The 24,823-nt window shown below is 41.0% G+C and carries 15 protein-coding genes; 8 read left to right on the top strand and 7 right to left on the bottom strand.

The window, feature by feature from the left end; genetic code table 11:
* The first annotated feature begins 215 nt into the window (after window positions 1-215).
* From ACXACJ_RS14820 to ACXACJ_RS14800, 5 genes are all read left to right on the top strand, one after another.
* Entirely contained in the window at window positions 216-5,774 is a 5,559-nt protein-coding gene (locus ACXACJ_RS14820; protein WP_475135246.1) for a DUF8202 domain-containing protein, read from the top strand.
* Window positions 5,775-5,832: 58 nt separating this feature from the next.
* On the top strand, window positions 5,833-6,078 hold the full coding sequence (locus ACXACJ_RS14815) for a hypothetical protein (protein WP_475135245.1): 246 nt from the start codon (window positions 5,833-5,835) through the stop codon (window positions 6,076-6,078).
* A gap of 1 nt (window position 6,079) precedes the next feature.
* On the top strand, window positions 6,080-6,493 hold the full coding sequence (locus ACXACJ_RS14810; RefSeq protein WP_475135244.1) for a DUF2721 domain-containing protein: 414 nt from the start codon (window positions 6,080-6,082) through the stop codon (window positions 6,491-6,493).
* Between the two features lie 104 nt (window positions 6,494-6,597).
* On the top strand, window positions 6,598-7,617 hold the full coding sequence (locus ACXACJ_RS14805; protein ID WP_475135243.1) for a threonine aldolase family protein: 1,020 nt from the start codon (window positions 6,598-6,600) through the stop codon (window positions 7,615-7,617).
* A 6-nt stretch (window positions 7,618-7,623) separates the two neighbouring features.
* Window positions 7,624-8,799 (top strand): lactonase family protein, encoded by a 1,176-nt coding sequence (locus tag ACXACJ_RS14800; protein ID WP_475135242.1) that lies wholly within the window; start codon window positions 7,624-7,626, stop codon window positions 8,797-8,799.
* A gap of 51 nt (window positions 8,800-8,850) precedes the next feature.
* Here the strand turns inward: ACXACJ_RS14800 and ACXACJ_RS14795 are convergent, their stop codons facing one another.
* Window positions 8,851-9,378, bottom strand: coding sequence for a DinB family protein (locus ACXACJ_RS14795; protein ID WP_475135241.1), 528 nt, complete (start codon window positions 9,376-9,378; stop codon window positions 8,851-8,853).
* A gap of 158 nt (window positions 9,379-9,536) precedes the next feature.
* Between ACXACJ_RS14795 and ACXACJ_RS14790 the strand changes: the two genes are divergently transcribed.
* Together ACXACJ_RS14790 and ACXACJ_RS14785 are read left to right on the top strand one after the other, a co-directional pair.
* Window positions 9,537-10,409: an alpha/beta hydrolase gene (locus ACXACJ_RS14790; RefSeq protein WP_475135240.1), complete on the top strand. Its 873-nt coding sequence runs from the start codon at window positions 9,537-9,539 to the stop codon at window positions 10,407-10,409.
* A gap of 169 nt (window positions 10,410-10,578) precedes the next feature.
* Entirely contained in the window at window positions 10,579-11,481 is a 903-nt protein-coding gene (locus ACXACJ_RS14785; RefSeq protein WP_475135239.1) for a lysophospholipid acyltransferase family protein, read from the top strand.
* A 42-nt stretch (window positions 11,482-11,523) separates the two neighbouring features.
* Here the strand turns inward: ACXACJ_RS14785 and ACXACJ_RS14780 are convergent, their stop codons facing one another.
* The 3 genes from ACXACJ_RS14780 to htpG all read right to left on the bottom strand — a co-directional run bounded on the left by ACXACJ_RS14780 (window position 11,524) and on the right by htpG (window position 17,354).
* The gene (locus ACXACJ_RS14780; RefSeq protein WP_475135238.1) at window positions 11,524-14,025 is read right to left on the bottom strand and encodes an ABC transporter permease; all 2,502 of its coding nucleotides are present in this window, start codon (window positions 14,023-14,025) and stop codon (window positions 11,524-11,526) included.
* Between the two features lie 306 nt (window positions 14,026-14,331).
* Entirely contained in the window at window positions 14,332-15,303 is a 972-nt protein-coding gene (locus tag ACXACJ_RS14775; protein WP_475135237.1) for a TlpA family protein disulfide reductase, read from the bottom strand.
* Between the two features lie 158 nt (window positions 15,304-15,461).
* Entirely contained in the window at window positions 15,462-17,354 is a 1,893-nt protein-coding gene (gene htpG, locus ACXACJ_RS14770; RefSeq protein ID WP_475135236.1) for a molecular chaperone HtpG, read from the bottom strand.
* A gap of 188 nt (window positions 17,355-17,542) precedes the next feature.
* On the opposite strand from htpG, the gene ACXACJ_RS14765 reads away from it, so the two are divergent.
* A complete protein-coding gene (locus ACXACJ_RS14765; RefSeq protein ID WP_475135235.1) occupies window positions 17,543-18,706 on the top strand; it encodes a 6-bladed beta-propeller in 1,164 nt (387 codons plus the stop codon).
* 161 nt (window positions 18,707-18,867) lie between these two features.
* Here the strand turns inward: ACXACJ_RS14765 and lpdA are convergent, their stop codons facing one another.
* Genes lpdA through ACXACJ_RS14750 form a run of 3 tightly spaced genes read right to left on the bottom strand, consistent with a single transcriptional unit; the run spans window position 18,868 to window position 24,621 of the window.
* Complete coding sequence (gene lpdA / locus ACXACJ_RS14760) at window positions 18,868-20,268, bottom strand: dihydrolipoyl dehydrogenase (protein WP_475135234.1); 1,401 nt, start codon at window positions 20,266-20,268, stop codon at window positions 18,868-18,870.
* A gap of 36 nt (window positions 20,269-20,304) precedes the next feature.
* Window positions 20,305-21,858 carry a 2-oxoglutarate dehydrogenase complex dihydrolipoyllysine-residue succinyltransferase gene (gene odhB, locus ACXACJ_RS14755; RefSeq protein WP_475135233.1) on the bottom strand — a complete coding sequence of 518 codons (1,554 nt, stop codon included), beginning with the start codon at window positions 21,856-21,858 and terminating at the stop codon, window positions 20,305-20,307.
* Window positions 21,859-21,870: 12 nt separating this feature from the next.
* The gene (locus ACXACJ_RS14750) at window positions 21,871-24,621 is read right to left on the bottom strand and encodes a 2-oxoglutarate dehydrogenase E1 component (protein WP_475135232.1); all 2,751 of its coding nucleotides are present in this window, start codon (window positions 24,619-24,621) and stop codon (window positions 21,871-21,873) included.
* Window positions 24,622-24,823: the final 202 nt, after the last annotated feature.

Below are 24,823 nucleotides of genomic sequence, written 5' to 3'. Positions count from 1 at the left end.
TTGATTATTTCTTTTTTACATAGTGATATGAGGTGTTGAATTTTATTTTTTCAAAATAAAGTATGGTTATTGAAACCGATCTAGGTAGAAAATACGTATGTAAAGGACGATAACCATTTATAAGAAACCTCAACCAGAAACCTTACTGCTTTAGATTAGAAAATCTTATCACCTCAACCTAACAATGCTTTTCACACCCACAAAATGTGAATTCAATGTTAGAGATAAGAACTATTGCAAGGTTGTGCTTTCTACGATCTCTGTGGGTTGTTTTAGCACTAGGTACAGATCATCAACGAGAAACTTTTGCCCAAAGTGGCATATCGAGTTTTAACGTCACAACGGTGAACCCTCCCAATTCATCGTATAGCGCCACTGCGCCCAGTGATGCTGGAAATGATATTAATGGAGGTGAAACTTACATTGTAAATTATGGTATAGGAACAGACTATATTCTGAATAGCTATACGATCAATTCAAGTACTTTTTCCAACTTTTTGGCTCCCGATACGCTCATTCTTCAGCGAACCGATGGCGGTACTTTCGTTAACATTTGGTATACCTTAAATAATATTGATTACCCATTTCTTTTTGGAACTACAGAACTGAATTTGGATGGAGAAGAAGTGGAGGATGCCGATGCGATATATCAAACAGGTAGCCTTATTTCAGGCTATGACAATATTCTGGTAAATGTGGACGATCAAGCTTCTGGCAGTATTCAAGCTCAAACAGAACGTGTAGATGTGATTTGGTATACAGGAATAGTGACTTGTGCACCGAACAATGCTGTTTTTCCAGTAATTGAAAGAGGGGGCAATGACGACATAAAAATTGCGGCAATTACTTCCCTAGATGTTAATGGGAACCCCGCTTCTTACAGTAATTTAGTAGATGTTGAAGATACTGATTGGCCTCAAATTGGGGCTGTTTATAACGACTACCTGATTTTAAGACGGCAAACGGTGGGGCAAAATCCACTTCCTCTTTTAAATACAGGAGTTATCGCGGGTCAAACCGCTCAGGTAATACAAGGTGTTGCGGTTTCATTTTCCGAGTTGGGCATTGCTGCCAATCAGGTTGTTTATGGCTATTCTCTTTTTGCATTCGACACCAACGATGTAGACCATGACCTAACAGATATTCAAACTTTTCCGACCACAACTTCAGCAGAGGTTTCAGGCCTTGATTTAGTCGCTGGTGTTTCCGCTGCAGTTTCTTCCGACAACTGCCTGACTCTGGCGGTTGGTCCAGGGGGGTATAAGTCTTCTCTTGATACTTGGCTGAAGGCAAACGTAGCGGTGACTGCATCTACTGACGGTGTAGCTGTTACGGATTGGCAAGACCAGTGGATCGCTAATCACGATGCAGTAACTAGTACAGGAAGCCCCTTATACAGAAACACTACGAGCAATATTAATTTCAATCCTACTGTAGATTTTGGTTCGGGAAGCAACACCTTAACAATTGCTAACAATACAGATTTCAATACGGCAGGCCCTTACAGTTCCAAAGGAATTACTATGGCTTTTCGAACCAGTTCATCAGATATTTCTACCCGACAAGTGATTTATGAACAAGGGGGAAACACAAGGGGAATGAATGTATACGTCCGAGATGGAGATTTGCATGTTACTGCTTGGAATCGATCTTCCGATGGAGCTGGTTCGCCTTGGAACAATTCAGGGAATGTGAATACGGTAAGTGCAGCAGTAGATGTAAATACCGAATACATTGTTACGCTAGAGTATTTAGGGAATAGTAGTTCTTCCGGAACATTAACAGCCTATTTAAATGGACAGGTTTTGGGGAGTTTGTCTGGGGTTGGGCTTTTATATTCCCATACAGGAGGAATTGAAATAGGCGCCTCCGATGGAGGATCGGAATATGATGATGGAAGTAATTCGAACGCAAACTCCTATTATGGAGAAATCTCTGAGTTGATTTACTGCAATGAACCCGGAAGTTTTACCAGTGCGGAACGTCAGAGAACTGAAAGTTATTTGGCACTTAAATATGGAATTACTTTAAACCAATCTACAGCTCAAGATTACTACGGAAGTTCAGGTGAAGTGCTTTTTAGAGCTTCAAAAGCTGCTTCTATAGGAGGCTATTTGGAATATAACAACGATATCGGGGGTATTGGCCGAGATGACGGTTCTCAATTAGAGCAGCAAAAATCAAGAAGCGAGAATAATGGCTCCGTGGTTACTTTTGATCATGGAGGTAGTTTTTCAGAGAGCGGAAGTTGGTTGGTTTGGGGAAATGATGGAGGCAGTGCAGCAGATTCTGAAACTTCTGATGTCCCACCCGTAGTTGGCCGTAGAATTTCACGGATTTGGCGCGTTTCAGAATCAGGAGAAACAAATGATTGCACCGTCTCATTCGATCTTTCTGCTCTTTCGCTTTCAGGAGGAACAGGTCAGGCGAGCGATTATAGTTTGCTTGTCGCGTCACTTAATTCTGGAGGAGTTTTCTCTTCTGCTACGGTTACCACTGGGGCATCCCTTTCCGGTAATACTCTTACATTCAGTGGTGTTGATCTTTCCCATGGTGAGTATTTCACTCTTGGGACTTCTTTTGCTACCTGTGCCCCAGGTGGAGCATCTACAGGTTTAGGGCTTTGGCTCAGGGCTGATTTGGGTGCAGGAACAGCGGTAAATGGAGCAGAAGTGACGACTTGGGCCGATCGTGCAGGGAGTAATTCTGCGGTGGCTTCAGGCAACGGGCCGGCTTTTCTCTCCTCATCTATGAACTATAATCCTGCCTTAGATTTTGATGCTGCTAATGAAGAAGAATTATCAGGCTCTGCTGGCTTTAGTTCACCCGCTTATTATGTGGTGCTTTCCACAGACTTGACATATAACAGTTCCTCAACGAGCGAAACAGTATTGGAATTTACCGTACCAGCCACCGCAACCGATCAATTTGGGAGTTTGCTTTTTGGTTCTGTTACAGGTGCCTTTTCTGGTGAAGTAGTGACTCATGCCATTGGAGGAACAGGTACGCGATGGAGAAGAGGGGTAAGTCAAACGGGGTTTGGTACCATAAACCAAGGCAGTACTTACCTCTTCGGTATTCGTAATAATGCTGCAGGGAATAGTACGAGTATGTTTATTAATGGAAGAGATAGGGCCGACCTTTCCAGTGGTACTTTTTTAACCTCATCGAATGTAGGCTATAGAATTGGAGGAAGTTTAGATTCCGATACTTATGAGGATGATAATTTTGATGGTAAGATTGCAGAGGTTATTTCGTATTCTTCTCGCCCATCAGACACCGAACATGCAAGAATTCAATCATACCTGGCGCTTAAATACGGTGTAACTCTTAATCAGACCACCGCCCAAAACTATGTTTCTTCTTCAGGAACGATAATCTGGAGTGCTTCTGGAAATACTGGTTATGCCAATGCAATCGCGGGTATTGGTCGTGATGATGCTTCTTGTTTAGAACAGAAGCAATCGAAAAGTAACGTGTCGGGTTCAATTGCTGCTATCGGCCATGGCTCAATAGCGGCCAGTAATTCTGCTAACTTAAACGGTTTCGATGCGGATGAATCTTTTATGGTTTGGGGGCATAATGGAGGTTCTACAGCAGCTGCTAGTAAAAATACGGTTGATGTACCGTCTCCAGTTACTGCAAGAATGGCTCGCGTATGGAAAGTAGATGTTACAGGTACGGTTGATGCTGTTTCAATCTCTTTTAACCTTTCGGGTTTAGGACTTTCTCAAAAGGCCTCGGATTATCATTTAATTGTTTCGTCTTCTTCAACCATGGCCAGTGGAACGGCTGTGCCTGGGGGCTCATTCAATGGAGATGTCCTTACCTTTTCGAATGTCAGTCTGTCGGATGGATTCTATTTCTCTTTAGGTACCGAAAGATCTAATTGTGGCCCTGGAGGGGTTACCTCAAATCTTGCTCTTTGGTTGAAAGGAGATGAAGGCACCAATACCACCGTAGATGGTGCAAATTTAACTTCGTGGGAAGATCAAAGTTCTGTAGGTAGAGATGCGGGCGCAACGACCCTTGGCGGTGCCGCAGCCGTTTTGCCAACCTATGAAACCAATGATATAAACTTCAATTCTGTAGCGTCTATAACGGATCCTAATTCTACCAATGCTGTGTTCTTAGAAACTTCTGGAGGCAATAACGTGTCAGAGGCGCTGAGCGTGGTAGCGGTATTCAGGACGGGGCAGTCGGGTGGTTCTACCACGGATTTCGAAGCAGCACCAGCCATTATCGGTGCGGGGGTATCTTCCAGTACTGCCGATTATGGCTTGGGTATTTCAAATGGAAGACTTCACTTTAAGGCGTTTTCAGGAGCAGGAATTGGGGTAAGAAGTCCTTCGGGAGTTGTCTATAATGATCTTAGGCCTTATATCGCTACCGGAACTAGGGCTCGTTCTACTGCCACGGGTTCTGTTGCACTTTATGCCAACTCGGCTAGTGTGGCCACTGGAGTTTCCACGAACACATCTTTAAGCGCTCCAACGTCATTTGGTATAGGTAATCATGATGGCGCCAATGTGGCTTCTCAGTTCAATGGAAGGGTGGCCGAGGCCATTGTTTTCTCTTCCGTATTAACGGCCGATCAACGCCAGAGAGTAGAAAGCTATTTGGCTATAAAATATGGAATAACGAGAGCAGGAGGAACGGGAAGGCAAGATTACACATCTTCTTCTGGTTCTGCGGTTTGGTCATGGGCAGAGCAATCTTCTTACAATAATGGCCTTGCGGGAATAGCCCGTGATGATAATGGCTGTTTTTTGCAAGAAAAATCCATAAGCAGCACAGACGATGCCATGGTGACGGTAGATGCAACAGGTGTTTTGGGTACAAATAGTTCTTTTATGATGTGGGGGCATAACAACTCGCCAATTGAAGGTACATTGGCAGAGGGAAATACAGAATATGACCCTTCGCAAGTTAGTGGGCGACTGTTCAGGGAATGGTATGTACAGGAAACCGGCACGGTGGGTACAGTGAGTGTAACATTCGACTTGTCGCAAGTAGAAGGCCCAGAAGGTAGCGGAACTGCAAATTTGCAACGCTTAAGACTGATGGTTGACAGTGATGGAAACTTTACTGCGGGCGTCACGCTAATTTCTCCTTCCGCTGTGGATGCCGTGGAAAGAACAGCCACGTTTACCGTGAATTTTGCCGATGGCGTATTCTTCACCCTTGGTTCTGAAGAATCTGCTGCCTTGCCCGTAGAATTGATAGCCTTTACAGCCAAACCTGAGCAAAACAAAGTTGTGGTAGAATGGGAAACTGCGAGTGAACAAGGAAATTCTTATTTTACTATTGAAAGGTCTTCAGATGGCAGAAGCTTCTTGCCTTTGAAGCCCATTTTGGGTGCGGGTAATAGCTCAACATCAAGCTTCTATACTTACTTGGATGAGAAGCCATTGTCGGGAGTTTCGTACTACAGACTTAGGCAGACAGATCATTCTGGTGAAGAAACAATTTCTCAGGCGGTAAGAGTGGTAATGCCCGAAATTACAGAGGTGGCTAAAGCGAAGATTTTCCCGAATCCAGCATATAAAGGTCAGGAAGTTACGGTGGCCTATGAAGGGCTGGCAACAAAGTCTGTGGGGGTTGAAATTTTAGATACCAGAGGGGTTCGATTAACCAACTTAACAGACTTGCTGAAAACAGAATCAGATGCCTTGAAAATCAATACGCTTGGTATGAAACAGGGCGTGTATGTGCTGGTTCTGAAAGAATCATTGACAGGCTATACTCAGAGCTTCAAATTTCTGGTGCAATAGCGTGTTCAATAAAACTCTAACTTTCCTTATAAAGCCTATTTCTTGATTAGTTTTGTGTATGAGTACAAAAAATCAAAAAATAGGCTTTGTTGTTCTATTGGTGATCATCAGTGTTTGTTTGGTGCTGAAATATATGGTTGGGGCGGAGAATTTTGAAGATCCTATTATGGCCGAATACCTTGTGGAGGTGGTATTGTATCCGGCAGTTATTGCCGAAATTGTTCTGTTATGGAAGCTCACTTTAGACAATAAAATCAGAAGTAAGGAAGAAAGAAACTCAGATGTTAATAACATGAATTCCTGATATGAATATCGATATTTCTACCCCTGCGCTACTATTTCCGGCCATTACGCTTTTACTTTTGGCTTACACCAATCGGTTTGTTTCTTTGGCAAATTTAGCCAGAGGCCTAAGGCAGCGTTATATGGATCAGGCCGAACCGCCTCCCACAATCTTAGGGCAAATCAAGAATTTAAAATTAAGATTAATACTCATCAGAAACATGCAGGCTTTGGGTATTGCCAGTTTTTTCTGCTGTGTGCTTAGTATGGTTTCAATGTATTTAAAAGCACAGCAAATGGCCGATTTTATCTTCGGGCTTAGCCTGTTTTTACTTTTGGGTTCGCTTACTCTTTCTTTTATCGAAACCCAGATTTCAACCAAAGCACTCAGTTTGGAATTGAGCGACCTAGAAGAAAAGTCTTCTTCCAAGAAATAGATAGAAGCCATTTTCCCTTCTTCAAATTGGCTTTCTATCCTTCAAAAAAGCCTTGCGCATCCTTTTTTTTCAACCTAGATTAAGACGTTCAAAATTTTACTCCCTTGATAGATTTACGAAGTGATACTCTGACCAAGCCTACTCCTGAAATGCATGAGGCAATGATGGCGGCCGAAGTGGGCGATGATATGTTTGGTGAAGACCCAACGGTTGCGGCTCTGGAAGCAAAAGCAGCTGAAATGTTTGGAATGGAAGCAGCAATTTACTGTGCTTCTGGAACCATGACCAATCAGATTGCGATTCGCATGCACACCACTTTGCAAGATGAAGTGATTTGCCACAAATACTCTCACATTTATCTCTATGAAAGTGGTGGTATAATGTCTAATTCTGGTGTTTCTGTACGCTTGTTAGAAGGCGATGGCGACCATGGCAGAATTAGCGCATCAGATGTTCGAGCAGCCATTCAACCAGACGATATTCATTCTCCAGTTTCTCGTTTGGTTTCTTTGGAAAACACGGTAAACAAAGGCGGAGGAAGCTGTTATGACTTCAACGAAATTCTTGAAATCAAAAAGGTTTGTGAAGAGAAAGGACTGGCGTTCCATTTGGATGGAGCTCGTTTATTCAATGCGCTCATTGCCACTGGCCAAAATGCTTTGGACTATGGAAAAGCTTTCGATTCAATTTCTATTTGCCTTTCTAAAGGGCTTGGAGCGCCAGTAGGTTCCATTCTTCTTGGTAAAAAAACGGATATTAAAAAGGCCAAACGAGTAAGAAAGGTGATGGGCGGAGCCTGGCGACAAGCAGGCTACATTGCTGCGGCTGGCTTATACGCGTTGGAAAATCATATCGATAGGCTTGTGGAGGATCATAACAAGGCAAAAACAATTGCTGCAGCGCTATCTGAATTGGATTATGTGGAAGAGGTTTACCCTTGCGAAACCAATATTCTTATCTTTAAAATCAGCGATAGATTTACCAATGAGTTGTTTTTGGCTAAGCTGAAAGAAAACGGTGTTTTGGCCTTTGGTTTTGGTCCTCAATTGATCCGATTTGTGACTTATTATGACTTCACCGATAGCCAAATGAATGAACTCATTGAAGTGCTGAAGAAACTATAAGTAATTATGAAGAAGATTTTTTTATACTGCCTTCTGGGTATTTCTGCGTTGGCTTGCCAACCTAAAAAACAAGAAGAAAAGTCAACCGAAACTGCTATGGAAAAGAATACTTCAACTTTTGTTGTGGGTACTTATACCAGAAAAGAAGGGCATGTAGATGGTAAAGGTAAAGGCGTTTATGTGTACGAAATGGATAATGAAACTGGTGAAATCAGCTATGTTTCAGTTTCTGGTGAAATTATAAGTCCTTCGTATGTAGCCATTCACCCGAGCGGTAAATATGTGTATGCTGCCAATGAATTTGATGCTGGTGAAGATGACTTCGCCAGAGTTACAGCCTTGGCTTATGATCAAAATACACGAAGCTTGAGCTACCTAAATGAAGTTTCAAGTATGGGGCAATATCCTTGTTTTGTGAGTGTAGACGATTCAGGGAATTTTGTGATGGCGGCTAATTATGTTGGCGGTTCCGTAGGGCTATATCCTATTGAAGAAGGAGGGCTTTTAGGCGAGGCTTCTTCATATAAAAAGCACGAGGGAGGAAGCAAAAATCCGCGTCAAGATGCGCCACACGCTCATCAGATTATCCAAAGGCCAGGTACAAATCAAGTGTATGCTGTGGATCTGGGAGCCAACAAAGTTTATGAATATGCTTTAGATACACTTTCTCAAACCCTTGACGAGGTTAAAATCTATGAGGTGAAACCTGCAGAGTCTGGGCCAAGGCATATGGCTTTTCATCCAACTAAATCCTTGGCTTATTTGCTGAACGAACTTTCGGGTACGGTGGAGGTGATTTCTTTAGAAGGCGAAGAGAAATTCTCGAAGAGTTTGCAGAATATTTCTACCGTGGCAGAAGGAGTAGAACATGAAGGTGCGAGTGGAGCGATCAAAGTTGATGCAAAAGGGAAGTTTGTGTACGCCACAAATCGTGGAGAAATTAATGAGATTGTGGTTTTTGAAGTAGGTGAAGATGGTCTTCTTACGGATGTACAACATCAATCGACAGGAGGCCTTGTACCGAGAGATTTTGAAATTGATCCTTTAGGGAAGTTCCTTTTGGCGGCTAATCAAGATTCAAATACCATCGTAACATTCAGAATAAATCAAGAGACAGGCAAACTTGAAGAAACAGGATTGGTTGCGGAAGTGCCTTCTCCAGTGTGCATTAAGTTCTTCTAAGCAATATTGGATTTTAGAATATAAGCCTGATTCGAAAGAGTTGGGCTTTTTTTATACTCCTTTCAAATAGAGTTTGATTAAGTTCCGATGATGGTCTGTATGATAAATCGTAAAGTACATCATCTCTCTTATCGTCACCTTGCCAAGTAATGGGTGAGGTAAAATGAATTCATCAAGTTGCTCTTCACTCCACTTTTCGAGCTTTTTATTTAAGGCTTCAACATTTGAAAGAAGCTTTGCTGTTACTTTTTCTCTGTCTGTACTTTCGGAAGTTTTAGGACCAAATGGATTGTCTTCTAGAGTTACGGCTGTAAGTTTGAGTTTATACTTGCTCACCACTTCTTCATAAGTTCGAGAAGGTCGATTGGCTTTCCCAAATTTGGTTTTAAGTAAGAACTTTGGTGCCGATAATGCTTTAATCAGCGGAGAAGTGCTTTTTATGAGGTGAATCGTGTGCTGGCCTGCTGTCCATTTACCCTCGGGTGCATAACCATATTCATCGTTTGTAAGAAAATCGATATAAGCTAAAAACTCGTTGTGAGCTCGTTTTAGTTCTGCTATAATTTGTGCTCTCTCCATGGTTCTAATCCCAAATGAAGATAAGCATTCCCTTTAAAATAGAAAACCGAGATATCCTTCTGATGCCTCGGTTTTGCAACTAACTAAAACACTTTGTTATATACCGTTTTTACTTACGCAGATTTTGAGTTTCTTGGATTTAGCTAGAAGTAAAATTTATGACAAAAAAATCAAGGATTATCAATTGGCTCAAAACCACATCCTTTAAAAGCTCTATTTACCTTTCAATTTTGGTTCTTATTTCTTTTTCGGCCTTTGGCCAGAATAGAGCATCTACAGCAACAGAAAATGTGCATGTTTTGGATTCTTCTCTCGTGATTCCTGGGTTGAACAGAGAAAGGAAATTACGGATTTACTTACCGCCAAATTATGAAACATCAGGAAAAACCTATCCTGTTCTTTACATGCACGATGGCCAAAATTTATTTGACGATGCTACTTCGTTTGTAGGAGAATGGGGCGTGGATGAGGCCATGAATGAATTAGCAAAATCTGGCCAATTGGAACTGATTGTAGTAGGTATTGATAACGGAGCAGAAAATCGAATACATGAACTCGTGGCTTGGGATCATCCAAAATATGGAAAGGCGGAAGGAAAAGAGTATATGGAGTTTGTGGTTGATGTGGTGAAGCCTTTTATAGATAAAAATTACAGAACAAAACCTGATCGGAATAATACAGCGATAATGGGCAGTTCACTGGGCGGGCTCATCTCTCATTATGCCATTTATCAATATCCAGAAGTGTTCAGCAAAGCGGGTATATTTTCGCCTTCTTATTGGTTTGCAGAAGGTGTTTTCGATTTAACTAAAACGAAACCTGTTCCCAATAATGCCAGGCTTTTTGTTTTGGTAGGAGGAAAGGAAGGGGAAAGCATGGTGCCTCCATTTGAGCGAATGATTTCATTGATCAAAGAGACTGGACATCCGTCTGGAAATTTAAAATATAAGCTGAATCCAGAGGGAGAACACAACGAAAAATTTTGGAGAAGCGAGTTTAAAGATGCTCTTCTTTGGCTCTTTAAAAAGTAAATCGTTTGCAACCTAAACTCTTGATTTTTAATTCAATATTTTGACTCTGGTGTTTGAAAAAATTGATCGAATTTGAGTATTATTAAGTGTTCTTTTAACACAATCCTTTTCGGTTGAGTTTGTGTTTAACAGAATGGAAATGGAGGAGCTTTAGAGCTCCTTTATTTTTATGGTTCCCTGCTTCTTTGCCTATCTTTGCAGCATGTTTTTTATAAAACTCTTTTCACTGTTGCCTTTTTGGTTTCTGTATGGCCTAGGCCGAGTGATCTCCTTCATGCTTTACAGAATAGTGGGCTACAGAAAAGTTGTAGTTAGGCAGAATTTGAAACAGGCTTTCCCCGATGTTTCCGATGATGAACTCAAAAAATATGAGAAAGGATTCTACGTACAATTCACCCAGATTTTTCTGGAATCGATAAAGGCTTACCGGTTTAAAAAGAAGGATTGGGAAAAACGGGTTCCAATTAAGAATCTTCACTTACTCGCAGATCAGATGGAGAAAGGCCAACCTGTTATTGTACTTTCGGGTCATACGGCAAATTGGGAATGGCCAGCTTTTTCAATCGGACAACAATTGGGTTTTCCCCTGGAGTTTCTCTATAAACCAGTAAAAAGCGAAAAGGCTGACCAAGTCATGTTAGCTTTGAGAACCAAGCATGGAGGCACCGCAATTCCAAAGGATTCGGCTTTAAGGCAGATTATTAAGCGAAAAGAAGAACCAAGAGTCATCGGTATTTTGGCCGATCAGTTACCCAGCATGGGAGCCGACAAGTACTGGATTCCGTTCTTAAACAAACCGACAGCTTTTTATACAGGTCCCCAGAAAATAGCTCAAATTGTAAATTATCCGGTGTTTTATAGTGAAACCGAACGCACTTCAGCGGGATATTATCAAATCACTATAAAGCCTGTTACAAAACCACCTTATACTAAAGGCGGGCAAGATATTGTAGAGCAGTTTACGGTGCTGTTAGAAGCGACAATCAGGAAACATCCTTCGGATTATTTGTGGTCGCATAAGCGTTGGAAGTACGATCAAGCGAAAGAAAGCGAAGCGCTTTCTAGAAAATAGAAGAAGTTCAGGGCTCTCAATTGAAAGTCCTGAACTTGACATTTATTCATCTCTGAGTGAATCAACGGGGTTTTGGTAAGCCGCTTTGAGCGATTGAAAGCTGATGGTAGCCAAGGCAATCAATAAGGCTCCAATGCCCGCCATAACGAAAACGGAAATGCTAATTGGGGTTTTATAGGCAAAATCTGAAAGCCATATTTTTACAGCATAATAGGCGATTGGCGAGGCTATCAAAATTGAAATGAAAACCAGTTTTGAGAATTCAGAACTAAAGAGAAAGACAAGGTCTTTGGCGCTTGCTCCTAAAACTTTTCTTACCCCAAGTTCTTTTGTGCGTTGCTCTGCCGAGAAAGCGGCTAATCCAAACAAGCCTAAACAAGCAATTGAAAGTGCCATTATGGTGAAAATATTCAGCACTTTACCCATTCTTTGCTCAGTTCTAAAGCTGCTCTCAAATTCTTGATCTAAGAAGCTGTATTCAAAAGGAACTCCCGCCTGTATTTCATGAAGTGTTTGCTCTACTTGTTCTATCACTGCGTTAAGCTCTCCTGCGTTTTGAACTACTTTTGGGTTCAGACGCGCAGAAACGAAGCGCGTTCCCATATTGAACATTTTATCGTTGTCTCTATGGGCGAACATCAAGGGCTGAATGTCCAATTTCAACGTGTTATAATTGAAGTCTTCAACCACCCCGATGATCTCGAATTTATCTGTTTCTGATCCAGGAAAGGTCACGTGTTTGCCTAATGGGCTATTTTCGTTGTATTGATCTGGCGTTCCGTAGCCCAAAGCTTTTACTGCTGAAGTGTTCAGTACAATCGCATATTTGTCGCTGGTGCGGGTGTCCTCGAAATTACGGCCTAAGATGAATTTAGGAGCCAGCATTTCAATATAATCTTCGTCAACAATAAGTCTGTTCAAAGTCAATGGCTGATTTTCTGGGCCTTCAGCTTTGTATTTGTCTTCATTGAAAATATTGGGTGGAATAAGATCAGAAAAACCAACATTCATAAATGCAGGGTTCGTTGCCAATCTATTTTGGAAAGATTCAATCTCTGATTTGTCCATCTGTTCCAAACCTTCAATTTGTAAGATGTTTTCTTGGTCGAAACCGAGGTTGTAATTGGCAGTGTATTTCAATTGCTTCTGAACAAAGAAAGTGCTAATGATTAAGGCAATTGAAATTGTAAATTGAAAAACCACTAAAGTGTTTCGAATTCCTTTGCCCTTAAACCCGCTGTTCATTTTACCTTTCAAAATATGAATTGGTTGAAAAGAAGACAGATAGAAAGCTGGGTAACTACCCGCTATAACGCCCAGTGCTAAAATAAAAATAGCAGTAGCAGCTAAGAACAATGGCGAAAGCTGACTTTGGATGGAAAGTGATTTGTTGGCAATCGCATTAAACGAGCCCATAAATATTTCGCTGATCACCATGGCGATTACCGTGCTCACGGCAACAAAAAGTACAAACTCAAAAATGAACTGACTTACCAATGAATTTTTTCTGGAACCCAACACTTTGCGAACCCCAACTTCTTTAGCTCGGTTAGCCGAACGTGCTGTGGATAGATTCATAAAGTTGATGCACGAAAGAATTAGCACGAATAAGGCAATGGCAGAGAAAATCTGAACATACACAATGCTCCCAGAAGGGCCAATTCGATTGCCGCTGGCAGTTGAATGCAAATATGCATCGGTAATCGGCTGCATAATCAACGACCATTTTTTTCCTTCAGGAACAAACTCATCATAAGATTCTCCAAAAGCTCTTTCTACTGCAATCGCGCCCCATTTTGGAGGAATTGCCTGCAGCTTTTCTTCTAGTTTAGCAATGTCTGCTCCGGGAGCTACTTTCACATAGGTTACGTAGGTTGTCCAAACCCATTGCCATTCTCTGGCTTTTATATGTCGATAAGTGCTCATGGAAGTGAGCATGTCAAATTGAATGTGAGAGTTGTTGGGAATGTTTTTGAGTACGCCTGTAACCTTAAAGTTGCCAGCATTCTGGCCTTGGCGAATTTCTAGGACTTTGCCTAAAGCATCTTCATTACCAAAGTATTTCTGAGCCGTATTTTCTGTTATGATAACACTCAAAGGTTCCTTTAAGGCCGTTTCAGGGTCGCCTTCTAAAAATGGAAAAGTGAAAAGTTTGAAGAGGTTTTCTTCGGCTACAAATGCTCTTTTTTCCTGAAATGAAATTTGCTCAGCGTTTTTAGGATTATAGGTTACGATTTGCAGTCCCGGATCATGAATGCGAGTCACTTCTTCAAATTCGGGAATGTCTTGCCTTAAAGCCACGGCCACACCTGGCCCGGTAGAAGAGAATTGATCATCCCAATCGCCCCAAATCATTGGCTGGTTAATGCGGTAAACCAAGTCGGCATCTTTATGAAATTTGTCGTATGAAGTTTCGTCTAGCACATAAAGAGAAATTAGCAAAAATGCGCTGATTCCAATAGAAAGGCCCAGTATGTTGAGTATGGAGAATTGTTTGTTGCGAAGGGCATTTCGCCAGGCGATTACGAACATGTTTCGGAGCATAATGGATTCAATTTAGTGAATGTTGTGGCAATAAAGCCAAATAGAATGCCAAAGGTTAATGCTCTGTAAAGGCGTATTTTTGAGGTTTTTAGGTGAGTGATTTTAATGATTTCGTTCTATAAAGGACGTTGCTGTTCGCTGACGGACGACAGAGCTCAAGCTTAAAATATTTCTAAACAAATGAAATCAGTCTAAACTCATTGTGGCATTATAATGAAATGGGAAAAAGGAATTGAATCAGGATGGGTTTTGAACAATTCCTTTTCAAACATAAAATTAGATATGAGCAAATAGCGGGTTCCGTGCTTATTTAAGATGCTTCTTTAGCTTTTTAGAAAGTGTATTTCCTCCTGAACCAAACCAGGTTTCAAGCACTTTTCCTTCTGGTGATATCAAGAAGTGGAGGGGCCAACCTTCAACGTTATAAAGCTCAAATATTTCCTTTTTATTCATCCCCGCCCAAAGTACTGGCCATTCAAGTTTTATATCTCTGGCTTTTGCAATTTTATTCCAAGTGTCGATTGCGCTATCTTCATTATAAGTCAAAATTTGAAGGTTGTTATACTTTTGAGCCTCTTCAACCATATCAGGATAGCCAGACCAGCAAGGCCCACAGTTTGTTGCAGCGAAGTCTAAGAGTAAATACTTGCCTCTATAATCTTTGGTACTGAATGAATTTTGCTCTGCATCTTCTGCGGTAAAGTCATAAATAGCTGAGCCTTTAACCACTTTGGGGATATCATAAGTGTCGATCCTGGCTTTCAAGTCAGCCAATAGATTTTGATTTTTAGGAGCTGTTGCATCGTAGACTTTTAATAGATCTTCTTTGGTCATGTCTTCAAAAATGAATTTCGAATTCATCACATCGAGCGCAACAGGACTGTCTTTGTATTTCAGAAAGTTATCAATGAATTCTTTTTTAGAAGAAGTGTAATTCACCGCTTGATATACTTGGTGACTGGTTGAGCCTTTAACTTCTATGCTATTCGGAAAACCTTCAGAGAAAATGCTTACTTCGGTGGCTAAAGGCTCTATATAGAAGCCAGCATATCTGCCATCTTCTTTTAATATCATGCCCATCATGGGCTGTTCAATCAATAATAGGGTGTCTATTAAGGTTTCTCCATTTGCAGAAGATTTTAGTGTTTGTCCGTTTAGAATTACTTTGAGTTTGTGCTGGTCTCCAAAACCATGTTGCTTAATTATAACTTGTGATTGAGCGACCGAGGAAGATGGGAATAAAAAAAGGAGAATAAGGGTTGAAAAATATTTAAGCATGACTTTTGAATTTTTGTAAGAACTAATATCAGAATCGATTATGATATATATGATGTCATTTGTGGCTCATACGTTGCTTTGCACCTGTATTTAGATTTTTCCAAAGAAAAACCCCAGCCTTTTGAGCCGGGGTTCTGTATGTTTTTATGTTTGAAAATTTACTTTCCTAAAAGCTCTGTGCTTCTCTTAATAAAGTCAGTTAGGTCTTTTCCTTCTAACAAACCTTGAGATAGCAAGGCCAAGTCGAATGCTTGTTTAGCCAAACCTTCTTTAGCTTCATCGGCATCGGCTTTAAGTACTTTGTCTACCAATGGGTGATTTCCGTTTACGGTAACATTGTAGCTGTCGGGCATGCTGCCAAACATGTTAAATCCACCACCGCCTGTAGCCTGCATATCCTTCATTCTTCGCATGAATTCAGGCATGGTTACCGAAACAGGGGCATCGCTTGGAGACAATGGCTCCACGGCAACCGTGAAATTTGGATTGCTGATGGCCTTTTCAAAAACACCTTTAACGCTTTCTTTTTGCTCGTCAGAAATCACCAATTCACGCTTCTCATCTTTATCAACCAACTTGTCAATATTGTCGGCATCTACACGCTTGATTTGGGTGTTTTCCAACTTAGTCTCCATATGGTTAATGAAGTGGCTGTCGATAGGTGTGTCGAAAACCAAAACATCGTAACCTTTGTCGTTTGCTGCGCTAATGAAAGCGTCTTGCTTGGCTAGGTTACTTGCGTACAACCAAATTTTGTTTTTGTCCTTATCAGTTTGGTTAGCGGCAATGTGCTCACCATATTCTTTCAAGGTAAAGCATTTGCCTTGCGTGTTTTTAACAAGTGCAAAATCCACTGCTTTTTCGTAGAACTTCTCTTCTGAAATCATTCCATACTTCACGAACAATCCGATATCATCCCATTTCAACTCGTAAGATTCGCGTTCTTTTTTGAAGAGCTCGCCCAGCTTGTCGGCTACTTTTTTAGTAATGTAAGTGTTGATCTTCTTCACATTTCCGTCAGATTGTAAGTAGCTACGCGAAACGTTCAAAGGAATGTCTGGCGAATCAATAACGCCATGTAATAGCATTAAGAATTCAGGAACTACATCTTTTACCTCATCGGTAATGAAAACCTGACGAGAGTATAATTGAATTTTGTTCTTCTGGAATTCGAACTCATTTTTCACTTTAGGGAAGTATAAAATCCCGGTAAGTTCAAATGGGTAATCCACGTTCAGGTGAATCCAGAACAATGGATCTTCAGAGAATGGATAAAGCTCTTTGTAGAATTTCAGGTAATCTTCATCAGTTAAATCACTTGGGGATTTGGTCCAAAGAGGAATGGTATTGTTAATGATGTTGTCAACCTTAACCGTTTTCCATTTTTTCTTGCCGTCTTTGTCTTCACCATCTTCTACCGACTGTTCTTTCTGTCCGAATTGAACTTCGATCGGTAAAAACTTAGCGTATTTATCGAGAACATTTTGAATTCTAGATTCTTGTAAAAATTCTTCTGAATCTTTATTTACATGAAGCGTAATGGTTGTTCCGCGTTCTTTTCTCTTGCCTTCTTTAATCTCAAATTCAGTAGAACCGTCACAAATCCACATGGCAGGTTCTGCACCTTCCTGATAAGAAAGTGAGTTGATTTCAACTTTGTCGGCAACCATAAAGGCCGAATAGAAACCTAAACCGAACTTACCAATGATTTCTTTGGCGTCTCCGGCATCTTTGAATTTTTCAACAAACTCGGTTGCGCCTGAAAACGCGATTTGATTAATGTATTTTTTGATTTCCTCCGCTGTCATACCGATACCTCGGTCGCTAACAGTGATGGTTTTCTTTTTTTCGTTTACACTTACTTCAACCCTAAGCTGGCCTAAGTCACCTTTGTATTCGCCCAATGCCGCCAAGCGTTTGATTTTCTGACTGGCATCAACAGCGTTTGAAACTAGCTCTCTTAAAAAGATTTCGTGATCTGAATAGAGGAACTTCTTGATTATGGGGAAGATATTTTCGGTGTGAATCGAAATGGTACCTTTTTCTTGCATGGCTATTTGTCAGTTTTTTTAATCCGAAGCCTAAAAAACAAATGCCATACCAAGGGAATAAGCGTGACAGGCTGGCAGCTTTCACGTTTGAATGCCGAATGAGTTCATCATAAGGTTAAAAAAAGTGAAGAGATTGGATTGATGATTATTGTTGAATATCATTGTGTCAATTGAATCTCCGAATTGTTATGAAAATATTTTTTAAGAAAGCTGTGCTTTTTGCTGTCACAGTTTTCTCTATGGCTTCATGTTCTTCTAAAAACTCTGAAAATGGTAAGGTAGAAGCAGATGCTTTTAAAGATTATCATATCGATTTAGCATCAGACTTGACGCCTCTGGGAGATTTTTTGGATGATGTTGAGATAACTGTGCTAGAAGAAACACCCAAGTCTTTATTTGGCTACATCCATCGTTTTGCGGTAGCTGATGATGGCTATTTTGTGGTGTCTAGTGAAAGAAAAAGTGTGATCAGGTTTGATAAAGAAGGAAGGTACGTTTCAAGCTTTGAACATAAAGGAGCCGGCCCGGAGGAGTATGAAATAGTTGACGATATTTTATTGAAAGAAGATCAATTGCTGTTGTTGGATTCAAAACGTAGAAGGGTTACCAAGTGGACAAAACAGGGAGAATTTAGCGGTTATCAGAAATTAAACTTTGAAGCCACTCACTTACAGTCCTTTTCTGATGTTTACCTTTTCGATAACAATTATAAACTGGTAGAAGATAGCATTTTCGCTAATGTAGTGGTGGCAGATAAAGAGTTTAAAACGGAAAAGGCACTTATTCCATTTTCTAAATCCAGAAATCTATTGATTGAAAATGATGTTGTTTTTCAAAAAGTGGGAGAAAACATTCATTATCGGCCGGCTTATGACGATACGATGTTTCAGATTTCACCTGACTTTTCTATCAAACCAATTTATCACTTTGATTTTGGTGATTATTGGAAGTATGAAGGGAATGCTCTGACCGATGAAGGTATGTTTGACGTGTATGATAACCTCAATGAAGAGCAAGAGGCCATGATTTTCTTTAATATGATTGAAAATGAGCACTTGATCATGGGCTCCGCGGTTTTGCTCCCTTCTCAGAGAGCGGTAGGGGTTTTGATCAACAAATCTTCTGACCATATATCATATCTGGACTTTCAATTGGGTGATGATGTCGGGGACTGCATTACACTTGAAAAGGTTATCGGAGACAGAATTTATAGCCAAGTAACCTATGCTCAATTAGAAAGGCTCATGTCTGACTTCCCAAATCTAAAAATTTCATTAAAAGGAGTGAATACTTTAGAAGAGGCTTTGAGTTCTGAAAACCCAATGGTTTTTTCGTTTAAGATTAAGAATTAGATATAGCTTCTTTATTAAAGGTCCTTCTTGTGGGCATTTTTGAATCAATATTTAGATGAAGTGAACCCCGTTCTAATTATTTTCAAATTGAATAAGGACATATAAAAAGGCTGCTTCAAATTTTGAAACAGCCTTCTATAATATTCTGAATATTGTTAGTCTTAAATATGCAGAGCTCTATTGTCTGTAGCAGCTAAACAAGCTTCTTTAAAAGCTTCAGTATAGGTTGGGTGCGCGTGCGACATTCTAGCCACATCTTCAGCACTTGCTCTATACTCCATAGCTACAACCGCTTCTGCAATCATATCCGCAGTTCTAGGGCCAATCATATGCACACCAAGAATCTCATCCGTATTCTTATCGGCTAAAACTTTAACCACTCCGTCAGTGTCCATAGAAGCTCTTGCGCGTCCCGATGCTTTGAATGGGAAAGAACCTGTTTTGTAGGCAATGCCTTTTTCCTTCAATTGTTCTTCGGTATAGCCAACAGCAGCCACTTCAGGCCAAGTATACACTACGCCAGGAATAAGGTTGTAATTGATGTGAGGTTTTTGTCCCAGGATGGTTTCTGCCACAAATACGCCTTCTTCTTCCGCCTTATGCGCTAGCATTGCGCCTTTGATTACATCACCAATCGCGTAAATGTTATCAACAGAAGTTTTTAAGTGAGCGTCAACCTCAATTCTGCCTCGGTCGTCAGTTTTAAGGCCCACGTTTTCTAAGCCTAGCCCGTCCGTATATGGCTTTCTTCCGATAGAAACCAAGCAGTAATCTGCTTTAAGTTCAACAGTTTCGCCTTTTTTGCTTTCAGCTTTAACCGTTACGGTTTTTGCTGTGCTTTTTACTTCAGTTACTTTGTGGCCTAGGTAGAAGTTGAAGCCTAGTTTCTTCAAAGATTTTTTCAATTCGCGGCCCATGGTTTTGTCCATAGAAGGAATGATGTCGTCCATGAACTCAACAACAGAAACTTCAGCGCCTAGTCTTGCATAAACAGATCCAAGCTCCATTCCGATTACACCACCACCAATTACGATCATGTGTTTTGGAATTTCTTTCAGTTCCAAAGCTTCGGTAGAAGTGATTACGCGTTTTTTATCAATTTCAATGAAAGGAAGAGATGCCGGTTTTGAACCTGTAGCAATAATTACCTTGTCGGTTTCAATTTGGGTTTCTTTGCCTTCTTTATCAGTGATTTTGATGTTGTTTTTGTCTATGAAAGAACCAACGCCCGTGTGAACGTCAATCTTGTTTTTCTTCATTAAGAAGGCGATACCGTTCACGTTATCACTCACAACGCCACGTTTGCGCTCAATCATTTGCTCAAGGTTCACCTTCAAATTGTCTAGCTCAATACCATGAGTTTTGAAAGTGTGGGCAGCATTATGATAGTGTTCGGAAGAATCTAACAAGGCTTTGGAAGGAATACACCCAACGTTTAAACAGGTGCCTCCTAATGTATCGTATTTTTCAATGATGGCCGTTTTCATGCCCAATTGAGCACAACGAATAGCGGCTACATAGCCACCAGGTCCAGAACCAATCACTGTTACATCGTATTTCATTTTCTTGTATTTAGTAGTGAATACCTAGTATTGAGATTAAACTCCAAGCAATAATCTTGTTGGGTCTTCAAGCAATTCTTTCACCCTTACCAAGAAGCTTACAAACTCACGGCCATCAATAATTCTGTGGTCATAAGAAAGGGCTACATACATGATAGGAAGAATTTTCACTTCTCCGTTTACCGCCATCGGACGCTCAACAATGTTGTGCATACCCAAAATAGCAGACTGAGGAGCATTGATAATTGGTGTAGAAAGCATAGAACCGAAAATACCTCCATTTGTAATGGTGAAGGTTCCACCGGTCATTTCTTCAATAGTAAGTTTACCATCACGAGCTTTAGTGGCTAGTCTAATCACTTCTTTCTCGATTTGATCGAAAGACATGCTTTCCGCATTTCTAATTACAGGAACCATCAAGCCTTTTGGCGCTGAAACCGCAATAGAAACATCAGCATAATCATGATAAACGATTTCGTTTCCATCAATTTGAGCGTTTACAGCAGGCCAATCTTTCAAAGCCATTGTGACAGCCTTGGTGAAGAATGACATAAAGCCAAGGTTCACTTCATATTTCTCCTTGAATTTCTCTTTGTATTGCTTTCTAAGATCCATGATTGGCTTCATGTTCACCTCATTAAAGGTGGTCAACATGGCGGTTTCATTTTTCACAGAAACCAATCTACGCGCTACGGTTTTTCTTAATGAAGACATGCGCTCTCTGCTTTCTTCTCTGCTACCAGGAACAGAAGGAGCAGGCGCTGAAGCAGTTTCTTTTTTCTCAGGTGCTGCGGCCGGCTTAGCTGCAGGTTTCTGCGCTTTTTCAGCATCTTCTTTTGTAATTCTTCCGTCAACGCCAGTGCCTTTTACTGAATTAGCATCAATGCCTTTTTCTGCAAGAATTTTAGCAGCAGCGGGCGAAGCGTGTCCAGTAGCGTAGCTTTCATTTTGAGAAGAAGAAGTTGAAGCTGATTCAGTTGCTTCAGAAGAGCTACTTGAAGGCTGAGGAGCACCACCTTCGGTAACTTCGATTTTACAAATCATAGCACCAATTTCGATGGTATCGCCTTCTTGAGCCACAATTCTTAATATTCCAGAAGCTTCTGCAGGTAATTCAAAAGTTGCTTTATCAGAATCAACCTCAGCAATAATTTCGTCAAGCTCTACATAATCTCCATCCTCTTTCAGCCAGCTAGAAATGGTCACCTCAGTGATGGATTCGCCCACAGTTGGAACGATCATTTCTTTTACTTCGCCAGTCGATTTTGGTTCGTTGCTGCTAGGTTTTTCTTCTTTAGTTTCTTTTGGAGCGGGAGTAGCCTCTTTTTCTTCTTTAGAAGAGCTGCTTCCTGCCGCATCGGTATCAATCTCGCAAATCACTGCACCAATTTCCAAGGTGTCTCCCTCGTTGGCAATGATGTGGATTTTTCCGCCTGCTTCAGCGTTTAGTTCAAAGGTAGCCTTGTCTGATTCGAGCTCACAAATGACCTCGTCCATTTCTACCGTATCACCTTCTTTTTTGAACCATTGGGCAATTGTTACTTCAGTAATTGATTCACCAACGGTAGGAACTTTGATTTCCAAACTCATGATTTTTTGATTTTATGCGAAAGCTTGATCGACTAATTTCTCTTGTTCTGCAGCGTGTACTTTGGCGTAGCCCGTAGCTGGTGAAGCACTCGCTTTTCTTGATATTAATTTCAGGTTGTCATGTTTGAAAACCCTCAAAATGTAGGTCCAGTAACCCATGTTTTCTGGCTCTTCTTGCACCCAAATGATTTCAGCATTTTTGTACTGAGCAAGAATTTCTTTCATCTGATTTTCTGGGAACGGATGAAGTTGTTCCAGCCTGATGATCGCCACATCTTTACGCTTGTCTTTTTCTTGTCTTTCCAGAAGATCGTAATAAACCTTGCCTGAACACAACAATACTCTTTTTACCGATTTGGCCGTAGCATAGCTGTCTCCGATAATTTCTTGGAATCTACCAGAAGTAAACTCATCGATCGAAGAAACTACTTTAGGGTGGCGCAGCAACGATTTAGGAGACATATTCACCAAAGGCTTTCTGAATTCCCAAGTCATTTGTCTTCTAAGTGCGTGGAAAAGGTTAGCTGGGGTGGTGATGTTAGAAACCACCATATTGTATTCAGCACAAAGCTGAAGGTATCTTTCTGGGCGAGCGTTTGAGTGCTCTGGGCCTTGGCCTTCGTAACCGTGAGGTAAAAGAAGAACTAGGCCATTCATACGCTGCCATTTTGTTTCAGAACAAGAAAGGAACTGGTCAACCATAACTTGAGCGCCATTGGCGAAGTCTCCGAACTGAGCTTCCCAAATGGTTAATGCGTTAGGATTTGCCATGGCATAACCAAATTCGAAGCCCATTACGCCAAACTCTGAAAGTAGGGAATTGTAAATTTCGAATCGGTTAGGAGCTCCTTCTACGTGGTTCAAGCTATTGTATGCTTCGTTTGTGTTGGCATCGTGCAACACAGCATGACGGTGAGAGAATGTTCCTCTTTGAACGTCTTGACCAGTAAGTCTTACTTTTTTGCCATCCAATAACAATGAACCATAAGCCAACAATTCTCCACCAGCCCAGTTCAAAGACTTCTCTTTAAAGAACATGTCTTTACGCTGTTTCAGCTGCTTCTCGATTTGCTTGATTGGCTTGAAACCTTTTGGGATTTCGGTAAGTGCCTTAGCGACTTTTTCAATGCTGCTTTGGCTAATTCCTGTTTCAGGAGATTTGTCAAAATCTTGAGGCGTTGATCTGCGAAGGTTTCTCCATTCTTCTTCCAAAGGCTGATAAACGTAAGGCAATGGCTTTTGCTTCACCATATTCAAACGGTCTTGAAGCAAACTGCGGAATTCTTTGTCCATATTTTTGGCCAAAGCGGCTTCCACTTCACCTTTTTCTATCAGTTGTTTATTGTATACTTCCCTTGGGTTAGGGTGTTTTGAAATCTTATTGTAAAGCGATGGTTGAGTAAATTTTGGTTCATCACTTTCATTGTGTCCATGGCGTCTGTAACAAACCATGTCTACAAAAATATCGTCACCAAATTTCTGACGGTACTCTGTCGCGAACTGCACACAGAAAACTACAGCTTCAGGATCGTCTCCATTTACGTGAAGCACAGGAGCATCGATCATTTTGGCAACGTCAGTACAGTAGATTGCTGAACGGGCATCGTCAAAATCAGTAGTGAAACCAACTTGGTTGTTGATTACAAAGTGGATAGTTCCACCCGTTTTGTAACCTTCAAGCTGGCTCATTTGAACCACTTCGTAAACAATACCTTGACCTGCTACAGCTGCATCGCCATGAATCAAAATAGGCAGAACCTTAGAACGGTCTCTGTTGTATTCTTCATCGCCTTTGGCTCTTACAAAACCTTCGACTACAGGATTTACTGCCTCTAGGTGAGAAGGGTTTGGCGCAAGCTTAAGCTCTACGGTTTTGTTATTCGTAGCGGTAACTTGGCTAGAAAAGCCCATGTGGTATTTAACGTCACCATCGCCCATAGTAAGGTCAGGAGTGGCGTTACCTTCAAATTCATTGAAGATTTGCTCGTAAGTTTTACCCATGATGTTGGCTAAAACGTTCAAGCGGCCACGGTGAGCCATACCAATCATTACTTCTTCTACACCCAATTCTGCCCCCTTATTAATGATAGCATCAAGGGCAGCAATGGTAGTTTCTCCACCTTCTAGTGAGAATCTCTTTTGGCCCAAATACTTGGTGTGAAGGAAGTTTTCGAATACAACCGCTTCATTGAGCTTGCTCAGAATTCTCTTGCGTTGCTCATGAGATGGGTTGAAAGAAAGCGCATCCTTTTCGATTTTTTCGCGAAGCCATTTTAGTTTCTCTGGATCGCGAACCGACATATATTCAAAACCAACAGTGCCTTCGTAAATGTATTTAAGGCTCTCAATGATTTTTCTCAATGTAGCTTTGCCAATGCCTATTTCTTCTCCAGAAATAAACTGCGTGTCTAAATCGGCATCGCTAAGACCAAAATCCTCAAGATCCAGAATTGGTTTTCTGTCCTTTCTTTCTCTTACAGGGTTGGTTTTAGATCTTAAATGAGCCCTTGTTCTGTAGGCGTGAATCAGGTTTCTAACTCTTACTTCCTTCTCAGAAACAGGAGCATTGTCGCCTGACGTTGAAGTTGAAACGGCAGGAGCTTGTCCATTCGGAAGCATAGGGAAATCCACTTGCGCGAATTCAAATCCTTCGAAAAACTTCTTCCAACTTTCGTCTACATTATTGGGATCTTGTTTGAATTGCTCGTAGAGCGATTCTATTGCCTTGGGGTCGGCATTGCTGATATACGAATATTTGTCCATCTGTAGGTGTAATTACCTCTTGTTACGTCAAAGGTATGGTATTAGTTTAGGTATTAAAAACCGTATATGCGGTTTATGGATTTCTTTATATTGGCTGTTGAATCGAAATCTTTTAATCTTCAGCTATACTACTGAACAGGGCTGTTTGATAAAAGGTTGTCTTTAAATTTCGTTTTAAAGTTCTATCCTAATTAAGGGGCTT

This window comes from Roseivirga sp. AWQ4_251 (assembly GCF_056158225.1).
Note: the sequence above shows the minus strand (reverse complement) of the source record. Positions and strands in the feature narration are given on the sequence as shown.

Coding starts and splice junctions, on each gene's coding strand:
- ACXACJ_RS14780 (WP_475135238.1), bottom strand. CDS start 14,025: ATGCTCCGAAACATGTTCGTAATCGCCTGGCGAAATGCCCTTCGCAAC.
- ACXACJ_RS14815 (WP_475135245.1), top strand. CDS start 5,833: ATGAGTACAAAAAATCAAAAAATAGGCTTTGTTGTTCTATTGGTGATC.
- ACXACJ_RS14795 (WP_475135241.1), bottom strand. CDS start 9,378: ATGGAGAGAGCACAAATTATAGCAGAACTAAAACGAGCTCACAACGAG.
- ACXACJ_RS14765 (WP_475135235.1), top strand. CDS start 17,543: ATGAAAATATTTTTTAAGAAAGCTGTGCTTTTTGCTGTCACAGTTTTC.
- ACXACJ_RS14800 (WP_475135242.1), top strand. CDS start 7,624: ATGAAGAAGATTTTTTTATACTGCCTTCTGGGTATTTCTGCGTTGGCT.
- lpdA (WP_475135234.1), bottom strand. CDS start 20,268: ATGAAATACGATGTAACAGTGATTGGTTCTGGACCTGGTGGCTATGTA.
- ACXACJ_RS14810 (WP_475135244.1), top strand. CDS start 6,080: ATGAATATCGATATTTCTACCCCTGCGCTACTATTTCCGGCCATTACG.
- ACXACJ_RS14775 (WP_475135237.1), bottom strand. CDS start 15,303: ATGCTTAAATATTTTTCAACCCTTATTCTCCTTTTTTTATTCCCATCT.
- ACXACJ_RS14750 (WP_475135232.1), bottom strand. CDS start 24,621: ATGGACAAATATTCGTATATCAGCAATGCCGACCCCAAGGCAATAGAA.
- ACXACJ_RS14820 (WP_475135246.1), top strand. CDS start 216: ATGTTAGAGATAAGAACTATTGCAAGGTTGTGCTTTCTACGATCTCTG.
- ACXACJ_RS14790 (WP_475135240.1), top strand. CDS start 9,537: ATGACAAAAAAATCAAGGATTATCAATTGGCTCAAAACCACATCCTTT.
- ACXACJ_RS14785 (WP_475135239.1), top strand. CDS start 10,579: ATGGTTCCCTGCTTCTTTGCCTATCTTTGCAGCATGTTTTTTATAAAA.
- htpG (WP_475135236.1), bottom strand. CDS start 17,354: ATGCAAGAAAAAGGTACCATTTCGATTCACACCGAAAATATCTTCCCC.
- odhB (WP_475135233.1), bottom strand. CDS start 21,858: ATGAGTTTGGAAATCAAAGTTCCTACCGTTGGTGAATCAATTACTGAA.